General features: G+C 61.9%; 24 protein-coding genes. 10 read left to right on the top strand and 14 right to left on the bottom strand.

Going from position 1 to position 20,963, the window contains the following annotated elements:
* Nucleotides 1–3: 3 nt before the first annotated feature.
* From IG627_RS01435 to IG627_RS01425, 3 genes are read right to left on the bottom strand one after another with little or no spacing between them, the layout of a single operon-like run.
* Nucleotides 4–1,269: an SGNH/GDSL hydrolase family protein gene (locus IG627_RS01435; protein WP_193189345.1), complete on the bottom strand. Its 1,266-nt coding sequence runs from the start codon at nucleotides 1,267–1,269 to the stop codon at nucleotides 4–6.
* 25 nt (nucleotides 1,270–1,294) lie between these two features.
* On the bottom strand, nucleotides 1,295–2,089 hold the full coding sequence (locus IG627_RS01430) for an SDR family NAD(P)-dependent oxidoreductase (protein ID WP_193189344.1): 795 nt from the start codon (nucleotides 2,087–2,089) through the stop codon (nucleotides 1,295–1,297).
* 36 nt (nucleotides 2,090–2,125) lie between these two features.
* Nucleotides 2,126–3,340, bottom strand: coding sequence for an MFS transporter (locus IG627_RS01425; RefSeq protein ID WP_226864590.1), 1,215 nt, complete (start codon nucleotides 3,338–3,340; stop codon nucleotides 2,126–2,128).
* A gap of 114 nt (nucleotides 3,341–3,454) precedes the next feature.
* Here IG627_RS01425 and IG627_RS01420 point away from each other — a divergent pair, with 114 nt between their 5' ends.
* Both IG627_RS01420 and IG627_RS01415 read left to right on the top strand, forming a co-directional pair.
* On the top strand, nucleotides 3,455–4,366 hold the full coding sequence (locus IG627_RS01420) for a LysR family transcriptional regulator (RefSeq protein WP_193189343.1): 912 nt from the start codon (nucleotides 3,455–3,457) through the stop codon (nucleotides 4,364–4,366).
* Nucleotides 4,363–4,704, top strand: a complete 342-nt coding sequence (locus IG627_RS01415; RefSeq protein WP_193189342.1) for a 2OG-Fe(II) oxygenase — start codon at nucleotides 4,363–4,365, stop codon at nucleotides 4,702–4,704. Before IG627_RS01420 ends, IG627_RS01415 begins: the two co-directional genes overlap by 4 nt.
* A 23-nt stretch (nucleotides 4,705–4,727) precedes the next feature.
* On the opposite strand, the gene IG627_RS01410 is transcribed toward IG627_RS01415, so the two are convergent.
* Together IG627_RS01410 and IG627_RS01405 are read right to left on the bottom strand one after the other, a co-directional pair.
* Complete coding sequence (locus tag IG627_RS01410) at nucleotides 4,728–5,186, bottom strand: GNAT family N-acetyltransferase (protein WP_319024463.1); 459 nt, start codon at nucleotides 5,184–5,186, stop codon at nucleotides 4,728–4,730.
* 6 nt (nucleotides 5,187–5,192) lie between these two features.
* A complete protein-coding gene (locus tag IG627_RS01405; RefSeq protein WP_193189340.1) occupies nucleotides 5,193–5,627 on the bottom strand; it encodes a rhodanese-like domain-containing protein in 435 nt (144 codons plus the stop codon).
* A 118-nt stretch (nucleotides 5,628–5,745) separates the two neighbouring features.
* On the opposite strand from IG627_RS01405, the gene ftrA reads away from it, so the two are divergent.
* Nucleotides 5,746–6,699 (top strand): transcriptional regulator FtrA, encoded by a 954-nt coding sequence (gene ftrA, locus IG627_RS01400; RefSeq protein WP_193189339.1) that lies wholly within the window; start codon nucleotides 5,746–5,748, stop codon nucleotides 6,697–6,699.
* 59 nt (nucleotides 6,700–6,758) lie between these two features.
* On the opposite strand, the gene IG627_RS01395 is transcribed toward ftrA, so the two are convergent.
* The 3 genes from IG627_RS01395 to IG627_RS01385 all read right to left on the bottom strand — a co-directional run bounded on the left by IG627_RS01395 (nucleotide 6,759) and on the right by IG627_RS01385 (nucleotide 8,791).
* Nucleotides 6,759–7,166: a VOC family protein gene (locus IG627_RS01395; protein ID WP_193189338.1), complete on the bottom strand. Its 408-nt coding sequence runs from the start codon at nucleotides 7,164–7,166 to the stop codon at nucleotides 6,759–6,761.
* Nucleotides 7,167–7,287: 121 nt separating this feature from the next.
* Nucleotides 7,288–7,851 carry a dihydrofolate reductase family protein gene (locus tag IG627_RS01390; RefSeq protein WP_193189337.1) on the bottom strand — a complete coding sequence of 188 codons (564 nt, stop codon included), beginning with the start codon at nucleotides 7,849–7,851 and terminating at the stop codon, nucleotides 7,288–7,290.
* Between the two features lie 55 nt (nucleotides 7,852–7,906).
* Nucleotides 7,907–8,791: a LysR family transcriptional regulator gene (locus IG627_RS01385; protein WP_193189336.1), complete on the bottom strand. Its 885-nt coding sequence runs from the start codon at nucleotides 8,789–8,791 to the stop codon at nucleotides 7,907–7,909.
* Nucleotides 8,792–8,923: 132 nt separating this feature from the next.
* Between IG627_RS01385 and IG627_RS01380 the strand changes: the two genes are divergently transcribed.
* From IG627_RS01380 to IG627_RS01370, 3 genes are all read left to right on the top strand, one after another.
* Complete coding sequence (locus IG627_RS01380) at nucleotides 8,924–9,703, top strand: SDR family NAD(P)-dependent oxidoreductase (RefSeq protein ID WP_193189335.1); 780 nt, start codon at nucleotides 8,924–8,926, stop codon at nucleotides 9,701–9,703.
* A 13-nt stretch (nucleotides 9,704–9,716) separates the two neighbouring features.
* The gene (locus IG627_RS01375) at nucleotides 9,717–10,022 is read left to right on the top strand and encodes a putative quinol monooxygenase (RefSeq protein WP_193189334.1); all 306 of its coding nucleotides are present in this window, start codon (nucleotides 9,717–9,719) and stop codon (nucleotides 10,020–10,022) included.
* Between the two features lie 504 nt (nucleotides 10,023–10,526).
* Nucleotides 10,527–10,910, top strand: coding sequence for an NIPSNAP family protein (locus IG627_RS01370; RefSeq protein ID WP_226864589.1), 384 nt, complete (start codon nucleotides 10,527–10,529; stop codon nucleotides 10,908–10,910).
* 205 nt (nucleotides 10,911–11,115) lie between these two features.
* Here the strand turns inward: IG627_RS01370 and IG627_RS01365 are convergent, their stop codons facing one another.
* Nucleotides 11,116–11,703, bottom strand: coding sequence for a GNAT family N-acetyltransferase (locus IG627_RS01365; RefSeq protein WP_193189332.1), 588 nt, complete (start codon nucleotides 11,701–11,703; stop codon nucleotides 11,116–11,118).
* 54 nt (nucleotides 11,704–11,757) lie between these two features.
* Nucleotides 11,758–12,357, bottom strand: coding sequence for a DUF6151 family protein (locus IG627_RS01360; RefSeq protein WP_193189331.1), 600 nt, complete (start codon nucleotides 12,355–12,357; stop codon nucleotides 11,758–11,760).
* Nucleotides 12,358–12,697: 340 nt separating this feature from the next.
* Between IG627_RS01360 and IG627_RS01355 the strand changes: the two genes are divergently transcribed.
* Complete coding sequence (locus tag IG627_RS01355; RefSeq protein WP_193189330.1) at nucleotides 12,698–15,247, top strand: plasma-membrane proton-efflux P-type ATPase; 2,550 nt, start codon at nucleotides 12,698–12,700, stop codon at nucleotides 15,245–15,247.
* Nucleotides 15,244–16,122 (top strand): polyphosphate kinase 2 family protein, encoded by an 879-nt coding sequence (locus IG627_RS01350; protein WP_193189329.1) that lies wholly within the window; start codon nucleotides 15,244–15,246, stop codon nucleotides 16,120–16,122. Before IG627_RS01355 ends, IG627_RS01350 begins: the two co-directional genes overlap by 4 nt.
* Nucleotides 16,123–16,217: 95 nt before the next feature.
* Here IG627_RS01350 and IG627_RS01345 read toward each other — a convergent pair whose 3' ends face one another.
* The 3 genes from IG627_RS01345 to pdxR all read right to left on the bottom strand — a co-directional run bounded on the left by IG627_RS01345 (nucleotide 16,218) and on the right by pdxR (nucleotide 18,928).
* Complete coding sequence (locus tag IG627_RS01345) at nucleotides 16,218–16,598, bottom strand: VOC family protein (protein ID WP_193189328.1); 381 nt, start codon at nucleotides 16,596–16,598, stop codon at nucleotides 16,218–16,220.
* A 65-nt stretch (nucleotides 16,599–16,663) separates the two neighbouring features.
* The gene (locus IG627_RS01340) at nucleotides 16,664–17,428 is read right to left on the bottom strand and encodes an NAD(P)-dependent oxidoreductase (RefSeq protein ID WP_226864588.1); all 765 of its coding nucleotides are present in this window, start codon (nucleotides 17,426–17,428) and stop codon (nucleotides 16,664–16,666) included.
* A gap of 18 nt (nucleotides 17,429–17,446) precedes the next feature.
* Nucleotides 17,447–18,928, bottom strand: a complete 1,482-nt coding sequence (gene pdxR, locus IG627_RS01335) for a MocR-like pyridoxine biosynthesis transcription factor PdxR (RefSeq protein WP_193189327.1) — start codon at nucleotides 18,926–18,928, stop codon at nucleotides 17,447–17,449.
* Nucleotides 18,929–19,144: 216 nt separating this feature from the next.
* Between pdxR and IG627_RS01330 the strand changes: the two genes are divergently transcribed.
* Together IG627_RS01330 and IG627_RS01325 are read left to right on the top strand one after the other, a co-directional pair.
* Nucleotides 19,145–19,603 (top strand): cupin domain-containing protein, encoded by a 459-nt coding sequence (locus IG627_RS01330; protein ID WP_193189326.1) that lies wholly within the window; start codon nucleotides 19,145–19,147, stop codon nucleotides 19,601–19,603.
* Nucleotides 19,604–19,622: 19 nt separating this feature from the next.
* On the top strand, nucleotides 19,623–20,285 hold the full coding sequence (locus IG627_RS01325; protein WP_193189325.1) for a glutathione S-transferase N-terminal domain-containing protein: 663 nt from the start codon (nucleotides 19,623–19,625) through the stop codon (nucleotides 20,283–20,285).
* 37 nt (nucleotides 20,286–20,322) lie between these two features.
* Here IG627_RS01325 and IG627_RS21150 read toward each other — a convergent pair whose 3' ends face one another.
* Nucleotides 20,323–20,928 carry a YdeI/OmpD-associated family protein gene (locus IG627_RS21150; RefSeq protein ID WP_319024462.1) on the bottom strand — a complete coding sequence of 202 codons (606 nt, stop codon included), beginning with the start codon at nucleotides 20,926–20,928 and terminating at the stop codon, nucleotides 20,323–20,325.
* Between the last annotated feature and the right edge of the window lie 35 nt (nucleotides 20,929–20,963).

The following is a 20,963-nucleotide window of genomic DNA, read 5'->3' as shown; positions in this document are numbered from 1 at the left end:
TTTTTAATTCAATAGTTCCAGATCGACCGCCTCCGCCATCGCCTCATAACCTTTATCTCCCGGGTGCAGGTGATCGCCGGAATCGTAGGCGGGCAGGAAACGGGATGGGCGCTGCGGATCCCGGGTAACTGCATCGAAATCGATCACTGCATCGAATTCCCCGGAAGTGCGAATCCAGTGATTGACGGCCTGCCGCACCTGTTCCTTTTCCGCGGAGTAGTAGCCGGCCATCGGTGACTGATCCAGCGCCCCCTCGAAGGGCGTCAGGGTGGCGCCGACAATGCGCACCCCGCGGATATGCGCCCGCGCTATCAACTGGCGGTAGGCGGCGACCAGCTGCGCCGCCTGCGGTATCTCCTTGTCCGGCGCCAGTGCCGAACCCGGCCAGCCGATATCGTTTATACCCATCAGTACAATCGCCGTTTCCACGCCCGGCTGGCCCAACACATCGCGCTCGAAACGGGCCTGGGCATTCTCCCCCATGATGTTGTCGAGCAGGCGCGCACCGGAGATGCCCGCGTTGACCACTGCGATATTTTTCCCGGCCAGGCGCGCGGCGAGAAAATCCGGCCAGCGGTGGTTGCTATTCGGGCTGGACGCATTGCCGTCGGTGATAGAGTCGCCAAAGGTCGCAATCGCGCGCGCGTCATCGACGGCATCCACCAGTATGCCGCTGAGGAAAATCCGCGTGTCGGTGGTCTCCTGAATCTCCAGGGCCCGCGCATCCATCTGGTTACCGGCACCGATATAGGCGGTCTGCAGCCCGTCCCAGTGGAAGGTCTGCGGTGGCGTCGGCACGGGCAGATAAAGGCTGACCGCCAGTTGCTGCAGCGGCTGCAGAGAAAGATCCACCGGATCGCTGACCACCTCGGCACCCGCCGGGATCACCGGCGACCTCTCGCCGGAGAAGGTCAAGGCGCGGTTCGAGCCGGATACGATTTTCGCTTTGCCGGCGGACAGCGCCAGGCTCGCGGCGCCGATTTTCAAGGGTTGAGAGCCGTACTTGTTGGACAGCACCACCCTCACCCGCTCGCCGCCGACACTGACCCGCGCCACCTGGCGCAGTGTCTGGTTCCACAGGTGGAAAGGCAGTTTTGTGGGCAGGGCAAAATCACCGCTCCACTGCGGCTGCGGGCTGGCAGACCAGGTGGCAATCCAGTTGCCGCCGTTCTCCCCGGAGGCCTGCACCAGCGGCGCGGCAAAAATTGTCCACGCCAGCAGCAGATAAAAAATACGATTGCGCAACGCGCCCTGTTGATTGAACTCCATTCGCTGTTCTCCTCTACAATCGCCGTCAGGCGATGCTATCCACTACACCGCCGTCCACCCGCAGTGCCGCGCCGGTGGTCGCGGAGGCCTGGGGCGAAGCTGTATAGACCACCATATTCGCCACCTCCTCGACCGTCGCCGGTCGCTGGAGCAGGGAGCTGGAGCGGTTTTCCTTTACGAATGCCACACCGGTTTCCTCTATCGAACGGCCGCTCCTCTCCGCGGCCTCCCGCAGCATTGCCTCCACGCCCTCGGACATGGTCGGCCCCGGCAACACCGAGTTGACCGTCACACCGCTACCGGCCATCCGCTTGGCCAGGCCGCGGGCAATGGAGAGATTGGCGGTCTTGGTAAAACCGTAGTGGATCATATCCGCAGGTATATTCAGGCCCGACTCGGAGGAGATAAAAATCACCCTGCCCCAGTTTTTCTCCAGCATGCTCGGCAGATAGGCCCGCGACAGGCGCACGCCGGAGAGCACATTCACGTCGAAAAAGCGCGTCCACTCATCGTCGGGAATCTCGAAAAAATCTTGGGGGCCGTAGATACCCAGGTTGTTGACCAGGATGTCCACCGAGGGCTCGGCGCGGACCAGTGCCGCGCAGCCTTGCGCGGTGCCCAGGTCGGCGGCCACGCCGCGCACCTCGGCCCCGGGAAAACCCTTCTTCAGCGCGGCGACAGCTTCGTCCACCGCCTGCTGTTTGCGCCCGTTGAGCACCACCGCGGCGCCGCAGTCGGCGAGGCCTTTGGCAATGGCAAAACCGATACCCAGGGTCGAGCCGGATACCAGGGCGGTTTTTCCGCTGAGGTCAATATTCATAACAGTCTCCAATCAACAATCAGTTACAGGTAACAATCAGGTACAGGTGTTCGGCTGCACTTCGAGCGCGGGCACCTCCGCCGCTCTCTCCAGGCGCAGGCTCAGAATCGCCACCGCCAGCGCCGCCAGGGGCACCAGTGCGGCCACCCAGGGGAGCGCATTCAGCCCCCAGCCGCCGTCGATCACCACGCCGCCGAGCCAGGCCCCCATGGCGTTGCCCAGGTTGAAAGCGGCGATATTGAAACTGGAGGCGAGGGTCTGGCCGGCGCCCTCGGCCCGGGAGAGCACCCACATTTGCAGCGGCGGCGCGGTGGCGAAGGCGGCGGCGCCCAGCAGGCCGACGAAGACCAGCGCGAGAATTTTGCTGTGCACGGCGAAGGTCATCAGTCCCAGCACCGCGGCCAGTAACAACAGGCTGCCGAGCACCGACGGCACCAGCCAGCGATCGGCGCAGCGCCCGCCGAGCAGGTTGCCGGCGATCAGGCCGGCGCCGAACAGCAGCAGGATCGGCGACACGGCCGCATCGCCGAAGCCGCTGATCTGGGTAAGGACGGGGGCGATATAAGTGAAGACCACAAACATGCCGCCGAAGCCCAGCACAGTGGTCAACATCCCCAACAGTACCGGCGGGCGCGCAAGGGCGCGCAGGTCGGCGCGCCAGTCCGGCGCCCGGGGTGCGGTCTCGCGCGGCACGAACAGCGCGATCACCGCCAGCGCCACCAGGCCCACCAGGGTCACGGCCCAGAAGGTGGCGCGCCAGCTGAACGCCTGGCCCAGCCAGGTGCCGAAGGGCACACCGAGAATATTCGCCACCGTGAGGCCGGTGAACATGATAGCGATAGCCGAAGCCTTGCGCTCCGGCGCCACCAGCCCAGTGGCGACCACCGAGCCAACGCCGAAGAAGGTGCCGTGGGCAAGGGCCGTCACCACCCGCGCCAGCATCAGGAATTCATAGCTGGGCGCCAGGGCACAGGCGGCGTTGCCCAGGGCAAAGATGCCCATCAGTGCCAGCAGCGTGTGTTTGCGCGGCCAGGCGGCGGTGAGCGCAGTTACCAGTGGCGCGCCCACCACCACCCCGAGGGCATAGCCGGAAATCAGCATACCGGCGCTGGAGATGGACACCGACAGATCGGCGCTCACCTCCAGCAGCAGTCCCATGATCACAAACTCGGTCACGCCGATACCGAAGGCACCGGCCGTCAGGGCCAGCAGCGCCGGCGGCAGGCGCCGCGGCTCAGTCCCGTCGATCATTTCAACCACAATCCTCTCCTCAATCCGAAGTACTTGATTGCGCCTATTGTGGTGTCGGCGGCCGCGACTGATAATTGCCTAAACCTGTAAAAGACTTTCAAATAGTTTTTGAAGATGCCAAACCTCAATGACCTGCGCCTGTTCGTCGAAGCGGCCCGCCTGGGCTCACTGAGCGCCGCCGCGCGCAGCCTGGAACGCACGCCGGCGGCCGCCAGCGCCAGCCTCAAGCGCCTGGAGGAGGAGCTGAAGGTGCGCCTGGTGGAACGCAACACCCGCAGCCTGCGCCTGACGCCCGAGGGCCTGCTGTTCCGCGAGCGTGTCGAGCCGGGGCTGGCGCTGCTGGAGGATGCGCAACAGGCGGTACACCGCGACTGCGCCGATATCAGCGGCGAGATACGCCTGACCGCGCCGGTGGATTTTGCGCGCCAGTGGCTGCGCCCGCTGATGGATGAGTTTCAGGTCCAATACCCCCAGGTGCACTTCACCCTGCTGGCCGGCGATGCGATGCGCGACCTGGTGTCGGAACCCCTGGACCTGGCGCTGCGCTGCGGCGAGCTGCCGGACTCGGCACTGGTGGCGCGCCGGCTCTTGGATAACCGCCGCCTGCTGGTGGCGAGCCCCACCTATCTCGAAAAGCACGGCCGTCCGAAACACCCGCGGGACCTGGAGGCGCACAACTGCCTGGTCTATTTCAGCAACGGCAGTGCCATGCGCCGCTGGCCCTTCCAGCGCAAGCGCGAAACCCTGGTGATGGAGGTGAGCGGCGACCGTGTCTGCAACGACGGCTCCCTGGTGCGCGAGTGGGCCCTGGACGGGCTCGGACTCGCCTACAAGAGCGAACTGGATGTGCGCAAGGACATTGATGCCGGTCGGCTGGTACCGGTCTTCAGCGACTGGCGGGGCAACTCGGCGCCGCTCAGTGCCGTGTACCCCGGCACCGGACCGCGGCCGTTGCGGGTGCGGCGCTTTGTGGAGTTTCTGCGCGAACGGATAAGATCCGACGCTGAAGGGAGGAGCACACAGTGAAACCCTGGCGCTGGGAAAAAGGCCGGCAGCAAACCGGCTACGAAAAATTACTGCTTCTGGGAACCAGATGGCCGCTCCCTTTCGATCTCTACCTATTGCGTTTCGGGGAAGGCGTGCACATCCCCCCGCACACCGACCGGGTGAATTCCGGCCGGCACTACCGACTCAATATCGTGATCAAGCGGGCAAAATCGGGCGGCGAGTTTTTATGTGATTCGCCAATCTACGAAAGCGCGCGCATAAAACTCTTCCGCCCGGATATCGCCGAGCACGCCGTCAGCGAAGTACAGTCGGGCACCCGCTATGTGCTCAGCCTCGGCTGGGTCCGCCGAAACTGAATCCACCCGAAAAAACATCGCCGTCACGGGAGAATGTCCAGGTAAAAACGTCGCTTGGCCAACTCTGCTGCGCCCAGGCGCCGGTAAAATTCGATGGCGCGACGGTTCCACTCCGGCGTTTGCCATTGCATTTGCGCCAGTTTCATCTGCCGTGCGTGCGCCTCGACCGCTGCGACCAGCTGCCTTCCAATTCCACCGCTACGGCTGGCCGCGCGCACAAAGAGGCAATCCAGGTGCAGGTACTCCGATGCGCTCCAGGTGCTGAATTCGCGGCTGGCGGCGGCGTAGCCAATGCATTTTTCCGCCTCCGCCGCCAGCCACAGATGCAGCCGCGGCCGCGTGCCGAAGGCGGCGGCCGCGAGCCGCCGCGCAAATTGCACGTCGGCAAAGAAGGGCGCGGCTTCAAAGACGGCGTGCTCAACGATAAGCGGGATCAATTGCGGAATATCGGCCGGCGTCGCCGGCCTGATGGCGGTTTCCACTGGCACTCAGCCGCGGGCGAGGCCCAGGCCCTCGTCGATCCAGCCGGTGACGCCGCCGATCATCTCCTTCACCGGTCGCCCCAGTTGCGCGAGCTTCAACGCTGCCTTGGTGGAGCCATTGCAGTGGGGCCCCGCACAGTAGACGACAAACAGTGTTTCCTGAGGAAATTCCGCCAGGCGCGCCGGGGTGAGTTTGCGCGTGGGGATATTGATGGCTTCGGGCAGGTGACCGGCGGCGAAGAGTGTCTCCATACGCACATCCACCAACACGAAGTCCCGCTGCTGGTGATTGATCGCATACCAGACATCGGCGCAGTCTGTCTCAAAGGACAGTTTGGCCGCATAGTGCGCCGCGGCCTCGGCGGCATTGGCGGCCGGCGTCTTGCTGACGGTGGTATTGGGCAAGGTGGCGCTGGGCGCATTGACGGCTGGATTGGTCATGGTTGAGTCCCTGTCTCAGTTGCTGTGTGCGCATTGTCGGCATCCTTCCCATCGCCGGCGAGTGGCATTTTTGACAAGGTTCGTATATTTTTTGCCAATCTTTCCGAGGAGGCTTTCGATGCCCACCAATCGCTCCGTCGCCCTGCTGGCCTACGACGGCCTGTGCACCTTCGAATTCGGCGTGGCGGTGGAGGTGTTCGGCCTGCCGCGCCCGGAGATGCCCGAGTGGTACGACTTCCGCGTCTGCGCCGTGGAGCCGGGCCCGCTCAGGGCCACCGGCGGTATCCAGGTGCTGGCCGATGGCGGACTGGAAGATCTGCAGAGCGCAGGCACTATCGTGGTACCCGGCTGGAAGGGCGTCGATGTGCCGGTACCGGAGGAATTGAGGGAAGCGCTGCGCAGCGCGCACGGCGCCGGCGCGCGGCTGGTTTCCATCTGCTCGGGGGTCTTTGTATTGGCGGCGACCGGCCTCCTGTCAGGGCGCCGCGCCACCACCCACTGGCGCTACGCGCAGAAGCTGGCGGCGGCCTATCCCGAGATTCAGGTGCAGGCGGAAGTGCTCTACGTGGACGAGGGAGATCTGCTCACTTCTGCCGGCAGCGCCGCCGGCCTGGACCTGTGCCTGCATATAGTGCGCCGGGATTTCGGCGCGCGCGTCGCCAACCAGGTGGCGCGGCGGCTGGTGATACCGCCGCACCGGGACGGCGGCCAGGCGCAGTTTGTGGAGGCGCCGTTGCCGGAGAGGCGCGCGGAGATCTCTGCGCTCTTCGACTGGGTTCGCCGCAACCTGCACCGGGAGCTGAGCATCGATAGCCTCGCGGAGCGCGCCAATATGAGCCAGCGCACGTTAATCCGCCGCTTCCACGAAACCGTCGGCTGCGCGCCCAAGCAGTGGATCCTGCGCGAGCGCATCAACCGCGCGCGCAACCTGCTGGAGAGCGGCAGCCAGCCCATCGACCGGATAGCGGCCGAGTCCGGCTTCGGATCCGCCGAGAACCTGCGCCACCATTTTCGCGAGCAGCTGCACACCTCCCCCGCCGCCTATCGGCGCCGCTTCGCCGAGCCCGCCTGATCCCGCCGGGCGGGAACACAGGCAGGGCGGCGATATTCGCCGGCGGGTCCAGCCAGAAGTTACTGCGGCATCGCGGCCATATCCATCCACATCAACTCCCAGATGTGCCCGTCCAGATCGCGGAAGGCACGGCCGTACATAAAGCCGTAGTCCTGTGTCTCCCTGAAGCTGCTGCCGCCGGCGGCGATGGCTTTCTCGATCAGTGAATCCACCTCCGCGCGACTGTCCGCGGACAGGCACACCAGCACCTCGGTGCTCTTGCCGGTGTCGCAGATCTCCAGATCCGGGGTAAAGCTGCTGAACTTGTCGCGGGTGAGCAGCATGACGAAGTTGCTTTCACTAACGACCATACAGGTGGCGGTATCGTCGGTGAACTGGGGATTGAACTCGAAGCCGAGACGGGAGAAGAACTCGATGGATTTACCCAGTTCGGCGACGGGCAGGTTGACGAACATTTTTCTGGACATGGTGTTTCCTCAGGCAGTGCCAATGATTGATTGCGTTTGTATCTGTTAGTCGCGACAGCCAGCTCGAAATCGACAGCATCTGGAAATTTCTTTTACACCTGCGCAAATCTCTACACTCTCTTTACGGCCGCACCACCTGGTAGTCGGCCCGGGCAACGCCCGTTGTGAAACTCTTGGTCCGCAGGAGCTTCAGCGAACCCGGCGTCGAGCCGGGCGTAAACAGCGGCTTGCCCGCACCGATAAAGGTGGGGAACACAAAGAAGCGGAATTCGTCAATCATCCGCTCGCGGGCGAGCGCCTGGACCACAGTCGCACTGCCGATCACCATTAGGCTTCTCCCGGGACCATGCTTTATTTCCCGCAACTCGGAAAGCGCGTTCGGGCCCAGCACTCGCGAATTGTTCCACTGGGTTTCATCCGGGATCCTGGAAAAGACCAGCTTTTGCAGACTGTTCATCACCGGTTGCAACGGCTCGCCAGCGGCCGCCGGCGTGGGCCAGTAGCCGGCGAGACTGCGGAAGGTGGTTCCCCCCATCACGAAAGCATCCAGCTCCCCGTACTGTTCGGCAAGATCACGCTCCATATCATCGCCAAAATCCGACACCACAAAATCCATCTCGCTACCTGGCGGACCCGCCATAAAGCCGTCGAGGGACAGAAACTCAAAGACGATCAGTTTTGCCATGCTGTTCTCCGCAACTGTGAGTGACAAAACCTGGTCGAACGGAAGGAGGCTGTTTCTACATCCTGTTCTTCAGAAAATCGGCGAAGGCCCGCAGCTTGGCCGGTAGATGGCGACGCGACGGATAGTAGAGATAAAAACCCGGCGAGGCGGGGCACCAGTCTTCCAACACCGACTGCAACCGACCCGCCGCCAGGTGTTCGCGCACGGCGTCCTCCAGCAGGAACCCCATCCCCAGGCCGTCCAGCACCGTCCGTAGTAACAGCTCGTTGTCGTTGCTGGTCAGGGGCCCCTCGACGGCGACCTGGCTGCGGTGCCCGCGCCGCTCGAAATCCCAGCGCTCCACGGCGCCGCTGCCGGTATAGCGGTAGCGCACGCAATCGTGTTGCAGCAGGTCCTGCGGGTGTCCTGGAGTCCCGCTGCGGGCCAGGTATTCCGGGCTGGCCACCAGCAGCCAGCGCAGCGGCCGGCTCACCGGCAGCGCCACCATATCCTGCTCCAGTGCCTCCCCCAGGCGGATGCCGGCGTCGAAGTCGCGGGCCACCAGGTCGGTCAGTGTGTCCTCCACCAGGATTTCCACGCGGACCTGCGGGTAGGCGCGGGCGAAGTCCCCCAGCGCCGGCTCCAGCAGGTGCGGCACCGCGAGGCGCGGCGCGGTGATACGCAGTGTGCCGGACGGCTGGCCATTCCGCTCGTGCAGTTGCTCCACCGCCGCCTCTATTTCCCCCAGGGCCGGCGCTATGCGCCGCAGGAATTCGCGCCCGGCTTCTGTGAGTCCCACCCGCCGGGTGGTGCGCTGCAGCAGGCGGCTGCCGAGGCGCGCCTCCAGCTGGCGCATCGACTGGCTCAGCGCCGAGGGGGACACCTCCAACTCCGCCGCGGCGCGGGTGAAGCTGGCGTGGCGGGCGACGCAGGCGAAGGCCTGCAGGCTGTCCGTAAGCATAGGCAGATTAGTAAGTTTTACTTAATAGTGAATGAAGATAGTTGCTGTTTTTCCATTTAATCGCAATCCCTAACCTGCGACTGCACCGGCGGCCCCCGGCCCCGAATCCAATCACCCGCAAGGAGCAATCCAATGACAAGTGCAACTTCCAATCCCACCCGCAACCTGCAGGACCGCGTGGCCATAGTCACCGGCGCCAGTTCCGGCATAGGTCGCGCCAGCGCCCTGGAGCTGGCCACGCGCGGCGCCAGGGTGGTTGCGGCCGCGCGCCGCCAACCGGAGCTGGAACAACTGGTGGCGGAAATCCGCGAAGGCGGCGGCGAGGCGCTGGCAGTGCGCACCGATACCAGCCGCGAGCGCGATATCGAACAACTGGTCGCGGCCACTCTGGCCGAGTACGGCAGCATCGATATCCTGTTCAACAACGCCGGCACCGAGGGCGTCTTCGCCCCGCTGCTGGAACAGACTGCCGAGACCTACGACCAGGTGTTCGAACCCAATGTGCGCGGCGTCTTCCTGATGATGAAACACGCCGGCCGGGCAATGCTGGAACAGGGCAGTGGCACCATTGTCAATAACGCCTCCATGGGCGGCCTGATCGGCTTCGAGAACGGCGCCCTCTATATCGCCAGCAAGCACGCGGTACTGGGCATGACCAAGACGGCCGCACTCGAGTGGTACCGCAGCGGCGTGCGCGTCAATGCGCTCTGCCCCGGTGTGATCGATACGGCGATGCCCGGGCGCATCTGGCCCTCTGCGGAAGCCATGCAAGAATTCGCCCGCGCCAGTGTGGCCGGTCGCGCCGGGCGCCCGGAGGAAATGGCGAAGATCGTCGCCTTCCTCGCCTCGGACGACGCCTCGTTTATCTCCGGCCACGGCCTGGTCGCCGACGGCGGCTACACCATCGCTTAACCGGGGGAAAACCATGGAAAAAGTATTGACCCTGGTGGCCTTTATCCGCGCCAAGACGGGCATGGAGGAAGAGCTCGGGCGGCGCCTGCGGGCGCTGGTGGCCCCGACCCGGGAGGAACCCGGCTGCATCGATTACCAGCTGCACCGATCCAACGACGACCCGGCGCTGTGGATGCTGTACGAAAACTGGCGCTCCCGGCGCGACCTGGACCTGCACTTCGAGACACCCTATCTGCGGGATTTCCTCGGCAGTTCGAAGGCCTTGCTGGCGGAGGAGATGGACTCGCGGTTTTTCTCGCCGGTGTCCGCGCCGAATTAGAGATAACCTGTTCCGGAATATCGGCCGCAATGCGGTAAACAGAATCTCCACTGAGATACTCTGCGGAAACAGATTGCATAGATATCAGATAAGCTGACTATCCGTTCCGGTGCCAAGCGCACCGGATGCTTTCGGAACCCGGCACCGAAGGTCAGCCCTTCAACAGGACTGCCTTTTTCAATTGCAACACGGTCAATCAACAGTATGAATACTTCTCGATAGACAGCCGCGCACCACACACAAACGATGACAGAAAAAAGGCTCGAAGCGGACATTCACAAGAAACGGCGGCGAGTTTCTCGCCCTTGAATATGTTTGCAGCCGGCAACGGCAATAGAGCCGAAACCACACTGTTGGTCTGATATCCCGGTTGCCGTATCGCCATTTTTAGCGGGACGGTCTTGCTGACTGCATCAAGAGGAAATCCATATGTTCATATCAACCCTCGTGCAACGTCTCCCACTCCATGTGCGCTTGGCATCGGTCATATTGGCAACCGGGCTGTTGTCCCCCCTCGCCGTCGCCGCCGACATACGGGCAGAACCGTCGGTGGTACACCAACTGCGCATTTATGAATTATACAAAGACAATACCGGTGTCTTTCACGATCGCTTTCACAAGCACGCCATGCGCATCATGGAGCGTTACGACTTCAATATCGTCTCCACCTGGGAGAGCGAACAGGAGGACAGAGTGGAGTTTGTCTATCTACTGACGTGGCCCAATGAACAGACCATGAAGGCGCAGTGGGAGAAGTTTATGGCAGACCAGGAATGGAAAGACATCAAGAAAATCACCGGCAGTAAGCACGGGAGATTTGTCAACGGCATCGAAGACCGCAAGCTGATTCTTACCGACTTCTCTCCGCGCAAACTCCTGACGCTGTAAATGTGCCCTGATCACCTGTTCCCCGGCAGCTGCCGGGGAACAGTCTCTAAAAGGTTCTTGAAAAAAGCCACCCCGGCTTTTTTTACCCGGGTTTGCGGCGCATGCCCGCAATCCGTCCACGGCAAATCGAGCACTTACGCGCTTGATTTTCGGCCGGTCCGTCCCTGCCCTGGTCTGGTCTGGCAGGCTGTTTTTCAACAGCCAGCTAATTTGCCCCCAACTTGTACTGCAAGTGCAGCTTGACACCGGGCCAGTCGTAATTGGTGATGCTGAAAATCACCGAATCCCTGACTCGCCCGTCCGGCATCACCTTGTGGCTGCGCAATATGCCCTCCTGTTTAGCCCCCAGCCTTAGTATCGCATTGCGAGAGGTCTGGTTGAGGTAGTCGGTCAGGAACTCCACCCGATTGAGGCCGTGGTTTTCAAAGGCGTGGGTCAGCATCAGCAATTTGGCCTCGGTATTGACGCGGCTGCGCTGAAAGGATTTGCCCAGGAAGGTGAAACCGATTTCCACCCGCCGGTCCGGCAGGCTGGCACGCATAAAGCGGGTGGACCCGGCGACGCGGCCGCTTGCCTTGTCTATCGTTGCAAATGCCAGACCGTCGCCCCGCTCCCAGTCCGCTTCCGCGTCCCCGAGGAACTCATCCAGCCTCTCCACCGGCGGCACTATGGTAAAGAACAACTTCCACAGCTCGCCGTCCTCTATGGCTTCTGCCAATCCCTCCCCGTGTTCCCGAGTCAAGGGCTCCAGGCGTACATGCCGGCCTTCCAGGGTGACCCGCTCAAAATTCATCGCTCTACTCCAAAATTTCCGTTTATGCCCGCCCTATCCGGGAGAGCGGCCAGGTCAGCGTCGATTATCCACTCCGACGCGGGAATGCAACACATAAGGTTCGGATACCGGAGTGCCATCCGCTCGAAAAAAGGGCGAGGGTCGATTCTTTCCCCCGATTTTCCATAGTACCAGCTTGTAAACAGTCCTGATCACTTCTGTTAACGGGAAGCCGCGCTTTCTTATCTTCTCCGAAAGCGCCCCAGTGGAAAACTTGGTGCCTACATAGCCACGCACCGCTCCCAGATCCCTGTCTCGGCTCTCCCTGTCATCCATAAAGCTGTGAATCATGCCGACGAAGGGCCCGGCTGCGGACAGGGTATTGCCAATCGGCGTCTTGCAGCATTCCGTGTACCAGCGGTACATGCCCTTGTCGCTCAGGCGCATACAGCGGATCCTCTCTTGCCCCTCGGTGATGCCGATCTGGGAGGGCGTCAGCTGGAAAATATCCGTGCCGCCGTGCTCATCCAGCACATCGTCTGCGCGCCCCAGGTAAATGGCGAAGGCCTGGCAGTCGTCGCAGTAGCAAATGACCCGGTTGCCGGAACCCGGGGTCACCTCTCTTGCGACGCCCTGCACTTCGCCGCAGTCGCACTTCAACGGGATATCGGCCACAACTTTCTCCTTGTTTTCCATTATCACTGGCTCACCGTTATCGAGATGCCTTATTAATTCCAATGCAATGCCCTGCCGCCGGGAAGGTTCCACTTCTGGGTTATCAGGCATACTCGGAAAATATTTCCCCGATCTGTCCCCCGAGGTCAACCTATTATTTGGCGAAATCCGGCATACAGCCTGAGAAGAGTCCGAATATCCTGTGTGCCGAAAACCCGCCCTCCGCAGGTCGGCAAGGCGCCGAATGCCGCGTGCCAGGCCTGCGGGCTGCTAGATTGTAAAAAGGGCAATCAGGGCGCCGCACCAGCGGCGAGCACAAGGAAACGGTGAAGGGTATCGCGTGCAAAACTCGAAACGGCAACCGGCCGATTCCGCCGGGAAGAAACCAACCGGGGCCGACCTGGAAAAGGCGGACCTGGATACCGTCTACACCGACCTGAAAAGCTCCGCAAAGGGGCTGAGCAAAACCGAAGCAGCGGCGCGATTGCAACAGTACGGCCGCAACGCCATTCTCGAAAAAGAAGAGAGCGCCCTGCGCAAATTCCTGCGCTTTTTCTGGGGTCCCATTCCCTGGATGATCGAGGCCGCGGCGCTGCTGTCCGCGCTGATCGGCCACTGGTCGGACTTCGTCATCATCTCACTGCTGCTACTGTACAACGCGGTCGCCGGTTTCTGGCAGGAGCGCAAGGCGTCCAATGCGCTGGCGGCGCTCAAGGCCGGCATGGCGCCCAAGGCCGAGGTGCTGCGCGACGGCGACTTCACCACCATCGATGCCGCCGACGTGGTACCCGGCGATATAGTGCGTATCAAACTGGGCCAGGTGGTGCCCGCCGACGTGCGCTTTGTCGGTGGCGATTCCATCAGCATCGACCAGGCGGCGCTCACCGGCGAGTCGCTGCCGGTGAGCAAGAAAGCCGGCGACCTCGGCTATTCCGGCAGCATCGCCAAGCGCGGCGAGATGACCGCCGTGGTGATCGGCACCGGCAGGAATACCTTCTTCGGCCGCACGGCCAAACTGGTGGCCGGCGCCGGGCAGGGGCCCTCGCACTCGCAGAAGGCGGTAACACAGATCGGCGATTTCCTTATCGCCCTGTGCCTGCTGCTGGCGCTGCTGCTGGTCGGCAGCGAACTCTACCGGGACATAGTTGTCGCCAGGGATTGGCACTGGTCCGATGTGCTGGACATATTGCGCCTGGTACTGGTGCTGCTGATCGCCTCCATTCCCGTTGCCATGCCCTCGGTCATGACCGTCACCAATGCCCTGGGGGCGCTGACGCTGTCGCGCAAAAAGGCCATCGTCTCGCGCCTGGAATCCATCGAGGAACTGGCCGGTGTCGACACGCTCTGTTCCGACAAGACGGGCACCCTGACCAAGAACCAGCTCACCCTGCACGACCCGCAGCTGTTCCAGGCTAAAGACACCGACACCCTGATACTGGCGGCCGCCCTGGCCTCAGAGGCGGGCTCTGACGATCCCATCGACAAAGCCATTTTCGCCGGATTGGCGGACAAGAAAATCCTCGATAGTTACAAGGTCGGCAAATTCACTCCCTTTGACCCGGTGAGCAAACGCACCCAGGCCCAGGTCACCGATACTGGTGGCAAAACACTGTACTTTTCCAAGGGCGCGCCCCAGGCGATCGCCGCCCTGTGCAAACTCTCCGGTGACGCGGCAAAAAAAGCGGATGGCTGCGTCAGTGACCTGGCGTCGCGCGGACTGCGCTCACTCGGTGTGGCCCGCTCCGATGACGGCCAGAGCTGGACCTTCCTCGGCATACTGTCCCTGGAAGATCCTCCCAGGGATGACTCCCGCGAGACCATCACCCGCGCCCGCGACCACGGGCTGCGGGTGAAGATGATTACCGGCGACGATGTCGCCATTGGCAAGGAGATTGCCGCGCAGGTGGGCATAGGGCCGAACATCCTCACCGCCGGCGACGTATTCACGAAAGACGTGGATATGGATCACCTGCCGAACAGAATCGTCGACTGTGTGGAGACGGCAGATGGATTCGGGCGGGTATTTCCGGAGCACAAATACGCCATCGTCAAGGCGCTGCAGGGTCGCGGACACCAGGTCGCCATGACCGGCGACGGTGTCAACGACGCGCCGGCGCTGAAGCAGGCCGATTGCGGTATCGCCGTGAGCGGCGCCACCGACGCGGCGCGCGCAGCCGCGGCCATCATCCTGACCGCTCCGGGCCTGTCCACCGTCGTCGACGCCATCGACGAGGCGCGCAAGATTTTCGAACGCATCATCAATTACGTGCTCTTCCGCGTATCCATGACCCTGGACATCATGGTGGTGGTGGTCTTCGCCACGGTATTTTTCGGCTTCTCTCCACTGACGCCGATCATGATAGTGCTGGTGGCACTGCTGGACGATGTGCCCATCATGACCATCGCCTACGACAATACCCTGGTGCCCGCCAAACCGGTGCACTGGCAGATGCGTCACCTGCTGCTCGGCTCCAGCGTAATCGGACTGTTTTCAATCGCGCAGACACTGGGTGTGCTGCTGATTGGCATGGAGTGGCTGGGCAACGAGCACTGGCAATCCTGGATCGAGCTCTCCAAAGAGCAGATCCAGACCGTGGTGTTCCTGCAGATAGTGGCCGGCGGCCACCTGCTGCTGTTCGTGGTACGCGCCCGCGGCTTTTTCTTCTCCAGGCCATGGCCGGCGTCGCGACTCTTCGCCGCCATCGTCGGCACCCAGATACTCACCGTGCTGATGTGCGGCTTCGGCTGGCTGGTGCCCGCGATTCCCTGGGCCGTCATCGGCCTGGTGTGGCTGTATATGATTGCCTGGATGTTTGTACTCGACCTGGTGAAGCGCGCGCTCAACCACTATCTGCGCGAGTCCGCCTACTCAAACGGTACCAAGCCATGAATTACTTTAAACAGTTTCGGGTTAAGCCGGGCAGCAGAGTGCAGCTGTCGAAAATCGATACTTCCTTCAAGGGAGAGCACGAGAATCACAAGTCGGCGCTGCCGGAAATCCAGCAGTACGACCGCAAGATTCGCGACCTGCAGTACCTGATGTACGCCGAACAGAAACATTCGCTGCTGATCTGCCTGCAGGGACGCGACGCTGCCGGCAAGGACGGTACCATCAATCACGTACTCGGCGCCATGAATCCACAGGGATGCACGGTAACCGGTTTCAAGCAGCCGTCCGCGGAGGAAGCGGATCACGATTTCCTGTGGCGCTGCCACAAGGCGGTGCCGCGGCGCGGGCATGTGGCGATATTCAATCGCTCCCACTATGAGGACGTGCTGGTACAGCGGGTCCACAAAATGGTCCCCAGGAAGGTGTGGTCCAAACGCTACGAGCATATCAACCACTTCGAGAAGCTGCTCACCGACAACGACACGCTGGTGCTCAAATTCTACCTGCATATAGACCCGGAAGAGCAGTTGTCGCGCTTCAAACAGCGCATCGATGACCCGGCGCGCCACTGGAAAATCAGCGAGAGCGACTACCGCGAGGCCAGCTACTGGGATGAATACACGGCAGCCTTCGAGGACGCCCTGGAAAAATGCAGCACCGACCATGCGCCCTGGTTCGTGATTCCGGCTAACCACAAGTGGTTCCGCAACCTGGCCATATCACACATAGTGACCCGCGCCCTGGAGTCCCTGAATATGGCGTTTCCGGCACCCACCGTGGATATCGAGAGTATCAGGAAGAAGTATCACGCCCTGAACAGGGCCGAAGCGCGGGAGGGCAAGGTTCCGAAGAATAAAAGCAAATCCCCCAAATAGATATGCCCCGAACTACCGGGCCGATATTCTGGTTTTGTAACGGGCAGGTTTCCGTCTGTGCCTGCAAAGAATCGCAGGATCAATGGAATCAACGGCTAGCCCCGGCGCTCCACGCGCCAGGGCGGGTTCAGGCGGTTTTCGCCGGCCCAGTAGAGTTTGATCTTGTTCCCGGACGGATCGCGCAGCACGGCTTCGCGCCACAGGTAGCGCATAGCCGTCGGCTCCTGCTCAAACTCGAGACCCTTTGCTTTCAATTCCGCCACCAGTTCGTCGAGCTCTGTGTGCTCAAAATAGATCACGCTGCCGTTCACAAACGGCTCATCCGTCAATGCCAGTGAAAAAGTGGCGCCGCCATCGGGGCACTCGAAGCGGGCATAGTGCGGCGTATCCACTATCTGCACAAAGCCCATCAAACGGTAGAAACCGGTGGCCGTCTCCATGTCGGTGACGGGCAGGGTGACCTGGTTGAGATTCATATATTAGCGCTCTCCAATCGTGCGGGATTTTCCTGTGAACTGCGGCAATCTGCACACTGCAACCACTAGCTGCTTTGCCGGAGCGGCTCCCTGTTGTAGAGCACCGGCATCTGGCCCTCCCACTGGCGCCACAGCTGCTCATTGGTGATCAGCTCGGCCATAAAATGGCCCACATTGATTCGGCTTGTTTTACCCGGATCAAAGATGGCACTCCTGGTCGGCGATGTCCGGACGTCGTACTCGCTCACCTTATCCTCGTCAATCAGGCTGTCCGGGCGCACCACTGACCACTCGATACAGGCATGCCGCCGCCCGACTTCCGTGCGCAGGAAATCCGCCGCCCGCTCGTTGTCCGGATGGGGCGGCAGCAGGACGCGGATCAGCCCGACCAGGCACCGCTGCGCAAACGAGACCCGCTCGGGAATATCCCTGTTGCTGTTGCCGGCGGTATTCATCAGCACAAACCTGACAGGGCCCTGCGGCCCGTTCGCCCTGACCGCATTGCACAGCCTGCGCGTGGCATCGGTCACCAGCCTGCGCGGATGGCCGTATACGCCCTTGAAACTCAGGTTGTGCCCCAGGCAGGAGGCCACGGCATCGCAGTCGCGTACCTGCTCGGACATTTCCCCGTCGCTCAGCTCGAGCAGGCTCGCCTGGGTAATGGTGAGCCTTTCGTGGTTGTGGAAATCCTGCGGCAGCCCCTCCGGCGACCGCACTATGGTCCTGACATTGGCGCCGCGCTCCAGTAACTGCCGCACCAGCAACTGCCCCGTAGCACCGCTCGCGCCCACCACCAGTGCCGTCACCGGCCTCACTTCCGTAGAATCCATTCCTCTAGCCTCCTGCTGTCAAAATTCGTTGCGGCCGGGCTGTACAGGGCACTGGCGCCCTGCGCCCGGGTGCCGATTGGTATCCTCTCCGCGGTGCAGAACCCCGGCCAGATTGCTGGCGAAATCCTCGTAGTCCGTACCGAGTGCACTGGTAAAGCCTACCACCAATCCCTGCTGTGATGCCCCTGCGGCCAAGTAGTGTTTGCTCAGTGCCAGCACTTCAAATCCGCGCGCCACCATCTGTCGCGCCACCTCGCGATCGGATTGCGAATCGTCCAGCATCAGGGTGACATGCATCCCGTTCGGGGGCGTTTTCACCGCGACCGGCAACTGCTGGTCGCGCAAGACCTGCAGAAACCGGTCGCGCTTGCGACGGTATAGGGCGCGGGTCTCGCGCAGATGCGCCTGGAAATAGCCACCCTGGATAAAATCCGCAACCGTATTCTGCATCAGCACCGCGCCGGCACCGTCACTCACTGCCTTGGCAGCGCGAAACTGCGGCAGCAGTGCCTCCGGTACCACCACATAGCCCACACGCAACTCCGGGGACAGCACCTTGGAAAAGGTACCCACGTAAATCACCCGCTGGGCGCCATCCAGCCCCGCCAGCGCAGTGAGTGGCTCGCCGTCGTAGCGGTACTCCGCATCGTAGTCGTCCTCGACAATCCACCCATCGCACGCGCCTGCCCAGTTCAGCAACTGCAGTCGCCGCTCCAGGCTCAAAGTGGCACCCAGGGGAAACTGGTGCGACGGCGTCAGGCAGATTGCGCGGGGGCCCGGGTCAGGCGACTGCAGGACGCCGTCGAGCCGCACTCCCTGTTCGTCTACCGGCAGCGGACTCAGCTGGAAGCCGCAGGCACTGAAAGCACGGCGAGCGTCCAGGTAGCCAGGGTCCTCCACGTAGATCTGTTCGCTGAACTGGCGCAGCACCTGCGCGGCCAGGTAGAGGCCCTGCTGGCCGCCGCTGGTGATTAATACCCGCTCCTCGCGACAGTGCACGCCGCGGTAGGCCCCCAGGTAGGCACAGACCAGCTTGCGCAGGCGCCGGATACCGGCCAGGGGCGGCCTGGCGCTGGCCGCAGTCGCCTGCCGCTGGGCGCCGCGCAGTGTCCTCTCCCAGGCGGGCGACGGGAAGTGCTCGGTATCCGGCAGGGCAAAGCCCATACGCAGGGGAGCTGCCCGCTCTGTGGACGCACTCCCGGTACCCGGCGCCGCCGAGCTCCGCTTCAGGTGCGGCAGTGTGCGCACAAGAGTTCCGCGCCCCACCGCCGAATCGACAAACTGCTCGTCCGCCAACAGTTCATAGGCGGCGATTACCGTATTGCGCGCAACACCGATTTCCGCCGCCAGTTCCCGCGAGGAGGGCAAGTGCACACCGGCCTGCAGGCTGCCGTCCAGTATCAGATCGCGGATATAGGCGTACAGCTGGCGGTAACGCGGCGCATCGCTATTTTCCTGAAAGACAATGGTGCTGAATGGAATACCGCTGGTCGTTTTCATAAAGGATCCATTGGGCGGCCGGTAATGGATCTACCGCCGCCCCACCGCGCCCCCTATGCTGAGTCCCTCGCCGATGGAGAAGGCCTGATGAAGGCATTGGTTTTACCGGCTCTATTCTGGCCGCTCCGGGTAGCCGCCACAAGCAGTCGCGCCCGAGCAATGCAGCGAGACAACCCTCACCCGACGAATGCAACACTGGTTATAGAGGTAGACATCATGAATGAAGTCACAATTGAAAAGCTGCCATCACTCGATACAGCCGGCAGCAAAGCCCCCTGGGTCCCCCTCGGCGAAGGCAAGGCCTTCAAACCACTGCGCTTCCTGGCCGACAACCGCGGCTTTGTGGAGCTGCTGCGCCTTGAACCCGGCGTGGAAATAGGCTGGCACCGTCACACCGGTGAAGTACATGCCTATAACCTGCAGGGGTCACGGGAACTGCACACGGGCGAACGCATTAGCCCCGGCGACTATGTGTACGAGCCACCAGGCAATATCGACAAGTGGCAAGCTGTCGGCGAAGTGCCCCTGGTGGTACTGGTGGTGGTAATGGGCGCCGTGGACTACCTGGGAGCAGATGGCGAAGTAAGTGGGCGCTACAGCGCAGGGACACTGCTGGACCTCTACCGACAGCACTGTGAACAAGAGGGACTGGAAATGCTGGATCTCACGGAATAACCGCTTTCGGAAATCAGCGATGATCGACTTCTATTTCTCCGGCACCCCAAACGGACTCAAGGTCAAAATCTTCCTCGAAGAGACAGGCCTCGCCTACCGGCCCATCCCGGTAAGCCTGAGCCGCGGTGAGCAGTTCTCGGTGGGTTTCCTGGCCATCTCACCCAACAGCAAGATTCCGGCGATCGTCGACAACAGTCCCGCCGACGGCGGAGAGCCTGCGACGCTGTTCGAGTCGGGCGCCATACTGCAGTACCTGGCGGAAAAAACCGGACTATTTATTCCCGCCAATCCGCGCGGGCGCAATGAAGTACTGCAATGGCTTTTCTGGCAGATGGCCGGCCTGGGACCCATGGCGGGCCAGATGGGCTATTTCAACGTCTATGCAACGCAAAAAATACCTTTTGCCATCGAGCGCTACTGCCGGGAAACGACGCGGCTGTACGGTGTGCTGGACCGACGGCTGGCGGGGCGGGACTATATCGCCGGCGATTACTCCATCGCCGATATGGCCTGCTACCCGTGGATAGTCCCGCACAGCGCCCACGGCCAGAATCTACGTGATTTCCCCAACCTGCAGCGCTGGTTCTCTGCCCTGGGCGAAAGGCCTGCCGTGCAGAGAAGCTACGCCGGTGTCGAGGATGTCTATCTCAGTGCGGGGAAGCCGGTAACTGAGAAGACCTGATCGCGGGCACCGCCTTGCGAAGCCCCCGCGGCGCTCGTCAGCGGTCGTTCAACCCCACGCCGTCGAGAATTTTCGGGATACATTTTTCAATCCGGGACTCCCGCGTCCTGGATTGCTTGGCAGCGGAAAAGTGGAGTAGGTAACCCCTCTGGCGGCCGGGCGTTAAAGCCTCAAAAGCATCTTTCAGGGCCGGGTCATCATCCAGCCTGCTCTGGAACTCCGCCGGCATGTTGAATTCCTCTGTCTTCTTGAAGGCCACTTCCAACCCGGCTTTTTCCACCTTGATGGCATTATTGACATAGGCCTTCAAGATGGACTCCATCTCCTCTATTTCCCGAGCACTTCTGAAGCGAATCTGCCGAGCCGACTGAACATTCTCCGTTTGCGCAACGAGGACACCCTCGGTATCGCTTAGCAGTGCGCCTTTCATAAACAGCAGCGCACAGTACTCCTTGAAGCCGTGCATCAGGACAACATTTTTTCCATCGAGCGAGTAACAGGGCTTCCCCCACTTGAATTCCTCGGACAGCGGAGAATCGAGCAGGATATCTCTCAACAGCTCATACTCCCCCCGCCACTTCTTGGCCCTGCCGAGAAATGCATCTACCTTGGTATTTGTTTTATTGCCAATGTCCTGCTTCACTTTACAAGTCCTTGTCGTACATGAATAAACAACAT

Origin of the sequence: Microbulbifer taiwanensis (assembly GCF_014904815.1) — a bacterium.
In the GTDB taxonomy this organism is placed as follows: domain Bacteria; phylum Pseudomonadota; class Gammaproteobacteria; order Pseudomonadales; family Cellvibrionaceae; genus Microbulbifer; species Microbulbifer taiwanensis.
Note: the sequence above shows the minus strand (reverse complement) of the source record. Positions and strands in the feature narration are given on the sequence as shown.